An 11987-nucleotide genomic window follows, 5' to 3' on the forward strand; every position below is an offset into this window, starting at 1 on the left:
ATGGGACTGCGGCACAGAATACCGCTGATGGGTTAACAGATAACTCCCCAGAGGTAAATAAATTAACGTGAGGGCTGCGCCTATCGGCCGTTAACGGAAGCATTACGTAATCGTAATCTCCCACGTGGAACCGTACCGTCGGTTCCTTCGTCGCAGGTCAGAGTGGCAGTTGCGACTCACCCCGTCACCGGTCGAACACTCATGTAGTGGTTCTGTTATACATAGCCATCGGTCCGTGCACTGCCGACCCGGTCCAGTACATTGAGCGTACATCGAGTCGGTTTCCGGATGATGCGTCGATCCGGGGACCGGAAGCGCGACGCATTGATCTGAGGACGGGAACACGCATGTCTAATTGTGCGCGAATTGCCATTATTGAGCATCAGAACCTCGTCCGGCACGGACTTGAGCGAGTGCTCTCCCAGAGCCCCCGGCTGGACGTGATCGCCGCGGTGGAGTCCGTACAGGACTTCTCCCGTGTGCCGCTCGGCGCCGAGGGGCTCGACGCCATCCTCTTCGGCCCGCCCGTCCGCGAAGACGAGATGGAGGGGGAGTCGTCGGTGCAGACGGTCGCTCACCTCGCCGCCTGCGCACCGGTCCTGGTCGTCTCCGAGTTCAGCCGGCCGACCCGCGTGCTCGACACGGTGCGGGCCGGGGCGCTCGGCTGCGTCACGGGACAGGTCGACGACGACGAACTGCTGCGCGCCGTGGACACCGTCGTCGCGGGCGGCTTCCACCTCGCGCCGACGCTGGCCCCCCGCATGCACGCGGAGCTGCGTGAGCCCACCGGGGCGGAACCCAGAACGCTGGCCCGCCGTGAACTCGAAGCGCTGCGGCTGCTCGCCGAAGGGCTGACGCACAGCCAGATAGGCCGCAGAATGGGCCTGACCGAGGCCACCGTCAGCACCTACGTCAAGCGGATAAGAACCAAGCTCAACGTCGGGAACAAGGCCGATCTCACCCGCACCGCCATCGAACTCGGCCTGCTGCGGGAAGCGGGCACCGCGCCGGCGCGAGCGGCTGCGCCGGTCCGTGGCACCGGAAGGACCCGCTCCCTGCTGCTCGGCAAGGAGTGAAGGAGCGGGCAGGGGCGGTCGCGCCGCTCGATCCCCTTGTGCGGGCCGGGCCGGCAGCGCCGACCTCCCGTCCCGCTCCGCCGCGCCCGTCACAGATTCCGGCCGATCCCCATCAGCTGGCCGAAGACGCCGAACGCGGCAACCGTCAGCGGGATGGCGAACGCACCCAGCACCGCGCCGAGTCCGCCGAACCAGGTGGGACGGCGCAGCGGCGGCAGCTCAGGACGCATCAGCCGCCGGAACCCGTACAGCACCAGCACGCCACCGATCACCAGCGAGGCCACAGGACCCGACCAACCGGGCAGGTCCAGCTGGTCGGGGCCGGCCAGCAGCAGCGTGAACAGGCCGATCGCACCGGCGATGCCCACCGGCGCCACCTCGACCACGACCTTCGCCGACCCGGCGCGCAGCAGCAGGCCGAGACCGATGCACGCGGTGATCGCGGCGGCGAACGGGGACTCCCCGTCGGAACCGAGCAGCACCAGCGAAACGGCGGTCACCAGGGACAGCGCCCCGCCCCACAGGGCGAGCAGCAGCATCGCGGTGCGTACGGCGCTCTCCAACTCCGGGCCTTCCGGGGCGGTGTCACCGCTCGGAGCGTGCCGCCGGTAGCCGAAGGCGGCCACCCGGCCCGCCGTCGCCGGAGCGATGAGGAGCAGGCCGAACGCGACCACCGAGATCACCGCGGCGCACTGCGCGGTGTCCGCCTTGAGCAGTGCGAGCCCTGCGGTCAGCACCGTGGCGATCACCGAGCCGAGCAGCACCGCCGCGGTCGTCACACCCATCGACGCGACACAGGCCAGCACCGCGCCGACGAGTACCCCGCAGGCCAGGCACAGTGCGGTCACCCCGTCCGGGGTCAGCGCCGTCTGCGGCGCCGCGTCCTGTGCCACCAACTCCCAGGAGGCGATGGCCAGGCAGGGGATCGCACACAGCGCGAGCGCGAGACGTACGGAACCCGGCACGGACCAGCGCCGTTCGGCGGCCAGCCAGCCGAGCGCCGGCAGCACCAGGCCGAGTGCCGCGGCTGCGGTTCCGATGACCGCGGAGTCGATCGGCTCCAGAAAGGCGACCAGCAACAGCGCGCCGATCCACCAGGCGAGGCCGCAGGCCATCACCGTGACGGTGCGCGAGCGGGCGTCCCAGCGCCGGTCAAGCAGCTGTTCGGAGACCTCCGTGACCTGCTCGGCCACGTCCTGGATCACGGGTTCGTCGAACTCCCCGGCCACCACGTCCCGCAGGTACAGCAGTTGACCGTCCGCCACACCGATCTCGGCCAGGCTGTGTTCGGGTGCGAACGGCACTCCCGTCCCGGTCCCGAGGGACCAGGCGGCGGGCATCAGCTCGCTCTCCTCCAGCTCGCACATACGGGCCAGGTCATCGACGTACTCGGCGATGGGAGCACGGGCCGGGACCGCGAGGTCCACCTGCCTGCGCTCGCCTACGACCGTGATCCGGCAGCGCTCATCGGCCATCGGGTGTGCTCAGGTCCTCTCGTGCTGGGTGGAGACAGGGTGATGCGTGGCTCACTGGTTCATCCAGGTCTTCGTGTTGGCCCACTCGGCCTCGGAGTAGTTCTCCCAGTTGACGTTCATGGCCATGGCGATCTGGCCGAGCACGCCGTTCGGCCCGAACAGGCCCTCGGCGGCGATGTTCCACTCCTGCTGAAGGCCCTCGTAGTACACCTGCGCGTCACCCTGCCAGGTCTCCGCGATCGGCTGGAGCAGGGTGATCAGTTGATGCAGCTCCTCCGCGATCTGCTCGGACAGGTTGTTGATGTGCGTGCCTGCGTTTTGCAGCTCATGGCGGACCAAGAGGTTCGCATCGTCGATTCCCACGGCAGCTCCTCGGGCGTTCGGCCGGTCAGTCGGACGGTTCGGTGGTCAGCCCAGCCGGGCCGCGGGCAGCTCGCTCTGCAGGGTGTGGATCCGCTGGAGGTTGGCGTTCTCGGATTCCTTGTAGTTGACCTCGTTGCCGCGCAGGCCCGACGCGATGTCGGTCAGGGCGTTGTGCAGCATCTGCGCGTACGTGTCGTACTCGGCCATGTAGATCTGGAAGGTGTTGTGGGCGATGCCCTGCCAGGAATCTTCCAGCTGGATGACGTACGACTTGAGGTTCTGGAGCTTCGCCTCGACGTCCGCCGCCGTGTTGTCACAGGAGACGGCGGCCTGGGCGATCATCGCCGGAGTGACCTTGAAGCCTGCCGATGTCATCTGCCCGCCCTCTCGCGCCGGTTCCTGCCGGCAGTTGGCTGTTCCGCCGCAACTCTCGCAGCGGGCGTGCATGTCGGCCAGTCCCCTGTTCTGGTGTCCCCCCACGTCACGGAACGGTGCCCTGACCAGGGCTCAGGGCACCAGCGGACGCACCTGCCCGGCCACGAAACGGACGAAGCCCTCCGGGTCGGGTTCGCCGCCTGCTGCGGCCGGCCGCGGCGCGTCCCTCCGCCAGGAGTGCACACGTCCGGCGTACGCCGTCGGGTGTGGTGCCGGCCTCCAGGATGGTGCCGTCCGCGGTCTCGCCGGTGAGCCGGATCGTACGCGGCCCCTTCGCGCCGGCGAGCACGTCGGGTGCCGTCGGCGGGGGCCAGTCGAGGGCGACGCCGTCGAGCCGGACGTAACGCCCCTGTACGGTGACCCGCTCGCCGTGCAGCAACGCCCGTAGCGCCGTGAGGTGTTCGCGCAGCAGCGTCAGGGGCGAATCGACGCGGGCGCCGACCTGTGCCATCCAGTCCTGGATGCCGTGTCCGACGCCGAGGGTGACGCGTCCGGGGAACAGCCGGTGCAGCGTCGCGGCCTCCATCGCGGTCAGCGCCACGTTCCGCAGCGGCACCGGCAGCAGGCCGACCCCCACCCGCAGCCGTTGCGTCCAGGCCAGGGCGGCGGCTGCGGAGGCGATGCCGCTTTCGGAGAAGCAGTCCTCCCGGAGCCACAGCTCCTCCAGGTCGGCTTCCTCGGCGGTGCGGGCGACGTTGCGCAGCCGCTCGGGAGGCAGTTGGGGGCGGAACACGCCACCGAGAGCAGTCATGCGGTTCTTCCTCCCCGCGGGTGGTGCCCGGCGATGCATGCGGTGTGCGCGGGGCGGCCGGGGCCGGGGCGCGATGCGCCGTTCCGCACCCCTTGACCGTACGCGGTCAGCGAGTAAAGTCTAGACCAATTGGCGGGCGGGTCCGTGGGCCTCCGTACCCGGTGTCGGCGCCGGGCGGGGCGGTCGCGTGCGCCGCCGCCGTGGAACACCTTCGCGTCATCCACCCCACACTCAACGAGGCTTCCCGGGGCGGACGTGCGGCGCTGCGGCAGCGCCGCGTCCCCCTCTCTCGCGTGGCGGCCTCCCTCGCGAAAGGTCTTGGCATGAACAAGAAAAGAAGGCTGGCTCTGGCCATCGGTGCCGGTGTGGCTCCGCTGCTCGTCGTGACCATGCCGGTCAGCTCCGCCAGCGCGCACGGCTACATCTCCTCACCGCCCAGCCGGCAGGCCCAGTGTGCCGAGGGCACCGTCGACTGCGGGCCCATCAAGTGGGAACCGCAGAGCGTCGAAGGCCCCAAGGGGCTCACCAGTTGCAGCGGCGGCAACAGCCAGTTCGCCGACCTCGACGACGACTCCAAGGGCTGGAAGGTCACCCCGGTCGGCAGCTCGACCAGCTTCAACTGGCGGCTGACAGCCCGTCACGCCACCACCACCTGGCAGTACTTCGTCGGTGGCAACAAGATCGCGGAGTTCAACGACAACGGGGCCACGCCGGGCGCCACCGTCACCCACCAGGTCAACTTCGGCGGCCTCAGCGGCAAGCAGAAGGTCCTCGCGGTCTGGAACATCGCCGACACCGCGAACGCCTTCTACGCCTGCGTGGACGTCAACATCGGCGGCTAGCACGGGAATTACGGGTTCCGCTTCCCGGGCGGGACGTGGCACGGACGCGCTCCAGAGCGGGCCGTTCCGCGTCCCGTAACCCCGCCGTCCCTCCGAACAGCGGGACGTGCGGCGGCCCGGTCCCCTCCGCCCCCCGGAGCGACCCCGTGTGCCGTCCTCTCCCGCCGCCCCGGTCCGGCCTCCGTGCCGGGGCGGCGGGGCGCGGCGCCGCCCGCCGGAGCGTTACGGCACCGGCGGAGCGTGCCGGAACCGACCGGCGTACCCGATACGATCGGCCTTCGTGGCCGTCGTTCGTGGCCGTCGCCGGGAGGAAGAGATGGGCCTGTTCCGCCGAGGACCGAAGCGGGATCCACGCGCGCTCGCACGCGACGAGGAGTTCGCGTTCTTCTCCGACAGAGAAGGCGGCGTCTTCCGGTCCCAGGTGCGGCAGGCATTCGCCGAACGGGGCCTGGAGGTCACCGTGTACGCGGGCACGGTCACCGACTCCGGTGGCCGCCAGTTCGGCCTGGGCAACCTCGCGGCCGTCTGCCACCACGACCGGCGCGGCGAGCGCTGCTGGCCGGCCCTCATCCGCGACCACGTCGGCAAGGTCCTGCGCACGATGGACGGCCCGCAACCCCTGGAAATCCTCTCCGAAGACGAGATCAGGGCCTGCCTCTACCCCCGCGTCGTCGCCGAGGACACCCTCCCCGCGTCGGACGCCTTCCGGTACGGCAGGGAACCCGCAACCGGGCTGCGCGAGGTGCTGGCCCTCGACCTGCCCGACGCGGTGCAGATGCTCAGCGAGGACTCCCTGCTGGACGTCGGCGACATCGCCGAACTGCGGATCCGGGCGATGAACAATCTGCGCGCGCTGCCCGTCGAAGGGCACGAGACGGTACGCCGCGGCGACGGCGCCGCCTTCGAGGTGCTGCTCGGCGACTCCTTCTTCACCGCCAGCCGGGTCCTGGTGCTCGACGAACTCGTCGAGCGGATCATGGGCACAGGACTGACCGGGAACGGAGCGCTGGTCGCCATGCCGTTCCGCCACCAGCTCGCCTTCCACCCCATCCACGACGCCCAGGTCATCCCGGCGCTCCAGGCCATGGCCCAGTTCACCGCCGCCGGGCACGAGGACGCCGCCGGAGCCATCAGCCCCAACGTGTTCTGGTGGCGCCACGGCCGCCTGACGCCGCTGAGCGAACCGGACGGCGGAGGGCTGCGGGTGGTCGTGAACGGCGACTTCCAGAACATGCTGGAGCGCCTGGTCGACGACGACGTCTGACCCCTGTGGCCCGGCGGGCGGGCCCGCGCCCCAGGGCCTGTCGTCCGGGCCGCGCACGCCTCGGACAAAAATTTCTCGCAGAATCTTCACGGAGACGGAACCCCCGGGGCCTTTCGAGCGTTCTAGAGAGTGAGGCCCCGCGTCATCCCCCGTGCGTGGGGCCTCACCATGTCATCTCAGCCCTCGCGGCCTTCGCTCCGACCGCCGCGACCGGCCCCGGGCGGCTCGTCGAGCCGGGCCAGCTCCGCCTCGCTCAGCAGCCGCGAGCGGATCAGGAACCGCACCCCTTCCGGCGCCTCCAGCGAGAATCCGCTGCCGCGCCCCGGGACGACGTCCACGGTCAGATGCGTGTGCCGCCAGCGGGCGAACTGGTCGGCTGACATCCAGAAACCGATCGGCTCCGCCACTCCGTCCACGACAAGGCGCGCCAGCAGCACATCCGACGCCCCGGTACGGAACTCGCCCTCCGGGAAGCACATCGGTGCGCTCCCGTCGCAGCAGCCTCCCGACTGGTGGAACATCAGCGGTCCGTGCAGCTCCCGCAGCGTGCGCAGCAGCGCGGCAGCCGCATCGGTGAGCGCGATCCGGGAAGCGTCGTCCGGTCCGGGTGCCCCGCCGTCCGAGGCACCCGGACCGTCCCCCGCCGCCGCGGCGGCCGGGCCCTTCACGCCGTCCATCAGAAGCGCCCCGGCTTCCGGAACGGGCGCTGCGTCTGCGGTCGGAACCTGCCGGACAGGTACACGCGTGCGTCCCTTCGTCGAGCGGCCACCGCGGACACCGGCGCCCGGGGGCCGGTGCAGGGCCCTGCCGGGCCGCCGTCACGGCTCATGGCCCCAGTCAACGCCCCGCAAGGTTGCGCAAGGGTTGCACGGCACCGGGTGCCGGCCGGTTCACCTGTCCGCGCCGCCCGGCGCGCCCCGGGGCCCGCCCGGCGGCACGCTGGCTTCGGACCGAAAGAGCCGGCGAGCCAGGAGCGTGCCCATGACCCTGCCACGAACGGACGCCGCGGACCGGCCCGCCGACGCGGACACCGCAGGCAGGACCCCGGCGCATCTGCTGCGGGTCAGCGATTTCGACCCGATGGCGCTGGCCGCCGTTCTGGACCTCGCCGCCCGCATGAAGCGGGAGCCGCTGGCCTGGCAGCACAGCCTGCGCGGCGCGGCGGTGGGATGCAGCTTCGAGAAGCCGTCGACCCGTACCCGCGTCTCGCTCGCGGTGGCGGCCCACCGGCTGGGCATGACCACCGTCATGCTGAACAAGGAGGAGATGCAGCTGGGGCACGGGGAGACCTGGGAGGACACCGTGCGCGTCCTCTCCTCCTACCTCGACGCCCTCACGCTGCGCACCTTCGAGCACGGCACGGTCGAGCGGTTGGCGGGCATCGCGACGGTTCCCGTCGTCAACACCCTGTCCAACGACCACCATCCGTGCCAGTCGCTGGCCGACCTGCTGGCGCTGACCGAGCACTTCGGGACGCCGGCCGGCCTCCGGGCCGCGTTCATCGGGGACGGCAGGAGCAATACCTGCAACTCGTTCCTGGAAGCCTGCGCCGGTGTGGGCATGCACCTCACCATCGCCGCACCGCCCGGCTACGAAACCGACCGTGACCTGGTCGCCGCGGCCCGCAGGACGATGCAGCGGACGGGCGGTTCGGTGGAGTTCACCACCGATCCGGTGGCGGCGGTCCGGCAGGCCGACGCCGTCTACGCGGAGGTCTGGGTGCCGATGGACCGTCCGCAGGAGCGGGCGGAACGCGTCCGCCGCTTCGCGGACTACCGGGTCGACGGCGCACTCCTGGCCCAGGCGGGCGCGGACACCGTCGTCCTGCACTGCCTGCCCGCCGTACGGGGCGAGGAAATCACGTCGGACGTGCTCGACGGCCCGCAGTCGCTGGTCTGGCGCCAGGCGGCGAACCGGCTGCCCACGGCCCAGGCCGTCCTGCACACCCTGATCGCGGGAGGGGGCGGCTGACCGCCGGGACACCGCGCTCCGCAGAACACGACGAAGCCCCCGCCGACCCGGTTCGGCGGGGGCTTCGTCGTGTTCAGGACCGGCGGGGGAAGGCGGAGGGCGCAGGCGGGCGGGGTGGGCTGCCCGACAGTGCAGAGATCGTTTCCCCTTCGGGCGCGGCAGTTGGGTCTTGCCCGGCCGCCGTACATCGTGTGATCAGGGCAGAGGTTTCACGCGATAAGCCAGGAAACCCCCCTTATCCTCCAGAGCCGGAAGGGGGCTTGTGGCCATGGTTTCCCAGGCCGAGCCAACGCAGCAGATCTCACGCGAGAGTGTGCGGACCGCGATCAGCCAGATCTGGCAAGAGGTCCTCCGTATCGACGTGCTGAGCGGCGACGACAACTTCTTCGAGCTGGGCGGCCATTCGCTGACGGCCTCGCAGGTCATCGCCCGTATCGCCAGGACGCTCCAGGTCGAGGTCCCGATGGCGGACTTCTTCGAAGGGCCCACCGTCGACGAGCTGGCCGAATTCGTGGTGCGGCGGCGCGGCCCCGAGGGGGGTACGCCGGAATGAGCGACGACGCGGTCTCCCCGCTGTCGTCGGCCCAGCAACGCCTGTGGTTCCTATGGCAGTTGAGGCCCGACGGCAATGAGTACAACGTGCCCAGAGCCACCCGCCTGCGCGGACCGCTCGACACGGACGCACTCCAGCGAGCCATCGACCGGCTGGTGGCCAGGCACGACGCGCTGCGCGCCACCTTCCCGACCGTGGACGGCACCCCCGTCCAGCGGATCGCCCCCGGTACAGCGGTGCCGCTCCGCCTGACCGACCTCGGCGGATCACCCGAGGCGACGCGCGAGACGGAACTGGCCGCAGCGGTGCACCGCGCCGCCCTGGCACCGTTCGACCTGGCCGAAGGCCCGGTGTTCCGCGCCGACTTGATACGTCTCGCCGACGACGACCACGCGCTGGTCCTCACCTTCCACCACATCGTGGTCGACGGCTGGTCCATGGGCATCATCGACCAGGAACTGTCCCTCCAGTACGAGGCCCTGCGCACCGGCGGCCCCGATCCGCTGCCCGAACCGGCCCACTCGTACCGGGAGTACGTCGCCGCCGAACGCCGGCTGCTGGCCGGGCCGCGGCGCCGCGAGGCGCTGGACCACTGGCGGGCCGAACTCGCCGGCGCCCCGCTGCGCCTGCCGCTGCCGACCGACCGGCCACACCCCCCGACGCAGTGCTTCGACGGCGACAGCCACCCGGTCACCTTCCCGCCGCAGCTCGGGGCGCAGCTCGACACCGTCGCCTCCCGCTACCGCGTCACCCGCTTCATCACCCTGCTCGGCGCCTACGCGGTGCTGCTCTCCCGGATGTCCGCCGCACCCGACCTGGTCATCGGCGTACCGGTCAGCGGCCGTACGACGCTGGAGGTCGAGGGCACCGTCGGGCTGTTCGTGAACATGCTGCCGCTGCACATCCGTTGCGCGCCGGACACCACCTTCGCCACCCTCCTGCACCAGGTCCGCGACGCCTTCCTCGCCGGGCACGAATATCAGGACCTGCCCTTCCAACTCCTGGTCGAGGAGGTGCAACCGGACCGCTCGACCGCGCGCCACCCGCTCTTCCAGACCGTGGTCACCTACGAGGACCTGCCCGCCCCGGGCGCCGCGCTCCTCCCCGGCCTGGAATGCTCGCCCCTCCCGCTGCCCACCACCACCGCCAAGTACGAACTGGCCCTGCACCTGGCAGGCAACCGGCAGGGCACCGAGGGCTGGGTGGGCTACCAGACGGGCCTCTTCGACGGCCGGACCGCGGGGCTCATCGGCGACCGCTACACCCGCTTGCTGTCCGCCGCACTCGCCGCGCCCGACACCCCGGTGGGCGACCTGCCCGTGCTCGGCGTCGACGAGGAGCAGGCGCTGCACGACTGGTCAGGTACCTCAGGGCGTCCGGCCGCGCCGGAACCCGAGCGCATCGACCGGCTCTTCGCACGCCGGGCCCACGACCGGCCGGACGCCCCCGCGGTGCGGACCGGCGAAGGCGGCCTGACGTACGCGGCACTCGACCGCGCGGCCGACCGGCTCGCGGCGGGGCTGCGCGCGGCGGGCGCGGGGCCAGGCACGCTCGTGGCGACCTGCCTGCCCCGCGGCGCGGACCTGGTGACCGCGCAGCTCGGCGTGCTCAAGAGCGGCGCCGCCTACGTCTCCCTCGACCCCGCGCACCCCGCGTCCCGGCTGAACGCCATCCTCGCCGAGGCGCGCCCGCTGCTGGTCGTGGCCGGCCAGGAACCCGCCGCGGGGCTCGCGGCGGACCGCGTGCACACCGTCGGCGCCCTCCAGGACCTGGGGGACCGGGAGGCGGACGGGAAACCGGGCCCCGTGCCGGACGCCGGGCCCGACGACCTCGCCTACGTCATGTACACCTCCGGGTCCACCGGCACACCCAAGGGCGTCATGGTCGAACACCACGCGCTCGCCAACCTGGTGGCCTGGCACCGCACCGCATTCGGCCTGGAGCCCGGCGACCGCAGCACCCTGATCGCGGCACCCGGATTCGACGCGTCCGTCTGGGAGATCTGGTCGGCGCTGACCGCCGGCGCCTGCCTGGAAGTACCCGACGCCGAAACCGTCCTGTCGCCGTCCGAACTCCGCACCTGGCTGACCGAACGGCAGGTCACCACCGCGTTCCTGCCCACCCCCCTCCTGGAGCGGATGACCGCCACGCCGTGGCCCGCGGGCTCCGCGCTGCGGTCCGTGCTGACCGGCGGCGACCGGCTGCACGGCACCGGCGGACACCCGCTGCCCTTCCGCCTGCTCAACAACTACGGCCCGACCGAGAACACGGTCGTCGCCACCTCGGGAGAGGTCACCGCGCAGGACGCGGCGGACCAGGCGCTGCCCGGCATCGGCCGCCCCATCGCGGGCACCGAGGCGTACGTACTCGACGCGGAGCTGCGGCAGGTCCCGGTGGGTGTGCCAGGCGAGCTGTACCTGGGCGGGGCCGGCCTGGCCCGCGGCTACCTGGGCCAACCCACCCTGACCGCCGACCGGTTCGTCCCGCACCCCTACGCCACGTCACCCGGCGCACGGCTCTACCGCACGGGCGACCTCGTACGCTGGCGGGCCGACGGCAGCCTGGACTTCCTCGGCCGCAACGACCACCAGGTCAAGGTCCGCGGCATCCGCATCGAACCGGGCGAGATCGAGAACGTGCTGCGCGCCCACCCCGGCATACGGGAAGCGGTCGTGGTGGCCACCGGCAACGACGGCGCGGGAACCGAACTCGCCGCCTACCTGGTGCCCGCCGACGGATCCACCCCCGACCTCGCCGGGCTCCACGACCACACCGCCAGGCACCTGCCGCGCCACATGCACCCGCGCCGCTACCTCCTGCTGACGTCGGTGCCGCTGACCGCCAACGGCAAGGTCGACCGCACCGCGCTGCCCGCCGACGCCCCGGAACTCGCCGCGCCGCCCGAAGCCGCCCGCCGGTCGGCGAAGGCGCCGCTGGAGCGCCTGATCAGCGGCGTCTGGGCGCAGGCGCTCGGCCACGACTCCTTCGGGACCGACGACAACTTCTTCGACGTGGGCGGCCATTCGCTGCTCCTGGCGTCGGTCCGCGACCGGCTCGCCGCCGAACTGGGCACCCCCGTACGGATCGCCGACCTCTACGCGTACCCGACCATCGCCACCCTCGCCCGGCAGTTGACCGGCGCCGAAGGCCACACCCCCGGCCGCACCGGCGTCGATGACGGCGCCGTCGAGCGCCGCCGCCGCGGCACGGCCCGGCTGACGGCGATGCGGGCGCGTACCCACTCACGGAAGGGCTGA

General features: G+C 71.6%; 10 protein-coding genes and 1 pseudogene. 6 read left to right on the forward strand and 5 right to left on the reverse strand.

What is annotated here, in order from left to right; translation table 11 throughout:
• The first annotated feature begins 413 nt into the window (after positions 1-413).
• Positions 414-1076: a DNA-binding response regulator gene (locus tag ACGFNI_RS24575; RefSeq protein ID WP_393686789.1), complete on the forward strand. Its 663-nt coding sequence runs from the start codon at positions 414-416 to the stop codon at positions 1074-1076.
• An 89-nt stretch (positions 1077-1165) separates the two neighbouring features.
• Here ACGFNI_RS24575 and eccD read toward each other — a convergent pair whose 3' ends face one another.
• The 4 genes and pseudogenes from eccD to ACGFNI_RS24595 all read right to left on the reverse strand — a co-directional run.
• Positions 1166-2551 carry a type VII secretion integral membrane protein EccD gene (gene eccD, locus ACGFNI_RS24580; RefSeq protein ID WP_393686790.1) on the reverse strand — a complete coding sequence of 462 codons (1386 nt, stop codon included), beginning with the start codon at positions 2549-2551 and terminating at the stop codon, positions 1166-1168.
• Between the two features lie 51 nt (positions 2552-2602).
• Entirely contained in the window at positions 2603-2914 is a 312-nt protein-coding gene (locus ACGFNI_RS24585) for a WXG100 family type VII secretion target (protein WP_393686791.1), read from the reverse strand.
• 45 nt (positions 2915-2959) lie between these two features.
• The gene (locus ACGFNI_RS24590) at positions 2960-3289 is read right to left on the reverse strand and encodes a WXG100 family type VII secretion target (RefSeq protein WP_393686792.1); all 330 of its coding nucleotides are present in this window, start codon (positions 3287-3289) and stop codon (positions 2960-2962) included.
• A gap of 202 nt (positions 3290-3491) precedes the next feature.
• Positions 3492-4100, reverse strand: a pseudogene (locus tag ACGFNI_RS24595) (LLM class flavin-dependent oxidoreductase); the annotation flags it as partial.
• Between the two features lie 323 nt (positions 4101-4423).
• Here ACGFNI_RS24595 and ACGFNI_RS24600 point away from each other — a divergent pair.
• Positions 4424-4942, forward strand: a complete 519-nt coding sequence (locus ACGFNI_RS24600; RefSeq protein ID WP_393686793.1) for a lytic polysaccharide monooxygenase auxiliary activity family 9 protein — start codon at positions 4424-4426, stop codon at positions 4940-4942.
• Positions 4943-5258: 316 nt separating this feature from the next.
• The gene (locus ACGFNI_RS24605; RefSeq protein WP_393686890.1) at positions 5259-6206 is read left to right on the forward strand and encodes a hypothetical protein; all 948 of its coding nucleotides are present in this window, start codon (positions 5259-5261) and stop codon (positions 6204-6206) included.
• 176 nt (positions 6207-6382) lie between these two features.
• Here the strand turns inward: ACGFNI_RS24605 and ACGFNI_RS24610 are convergent, their stop codons facing one another.
• Positions 6383-6883 carry a DUF779 domain-containing protein gene (locus ACGFNI_RS24610; protein WP_393686794.1) on the reverse strand — a complete coding sequence of 167 codons (501 nt, stop codon included), beginning with the start codon at positions 6881-6883 and terminating at the stop codon, positions 6383-6385.
• 304 nt (positions 6884-7187) lie between these two features.
• On the opposite strand from ACGFNI_RS24610, the gene argF reads away from it, so the two are divergent.
• From argF to ACGFNI_RS24625, 3 genes are all read left to right on the forward strand, one after another.
• Positions 7188-8177, forward strand: a complete 990-nt coding sequence (gene argF / locus ACGFNI_RS24615) for an ornithine carbamoyltransferase (RefSeq protein WP_393686795.1) — start codon at positions 7188-7190, stop codon at positions 8175-8177.
• Positions 8178-8445: 268 nt separating this feature from the next.
• Positions 8446-8730 (forward strand): phosphopantetheine-binding protein, encoded by a 285-nt coding sequence (locus tag ACGFNI_RS24620; RefSeq protein WP_393686796.1) that lies wholly within the window; start codon positions 8446-8448, stop codon positions 8728-8730.
• Positions 8727-11987, forward strand: a complete 3261-nt coding sequence (locus tag ACGFNI_RS24625) for an amino acid adenylation domain-containing protein (protein WP_393686797.1) — start codon at positions 8727-8729, stop codon at positions 11985-11987. Before ACGFNI_RS24620 ends, ACGFNI_RS24625 begins: the two co-directional genes overlap by 4 nt.

Source organism: Streptomyces sp. NPDC048644, assembly GCF_043199105.1.
GTDB lineage: Bacteria > Actinomycetota > Actinomycetes > Streptomycetales > Streptomycetaceae > Streptomyces.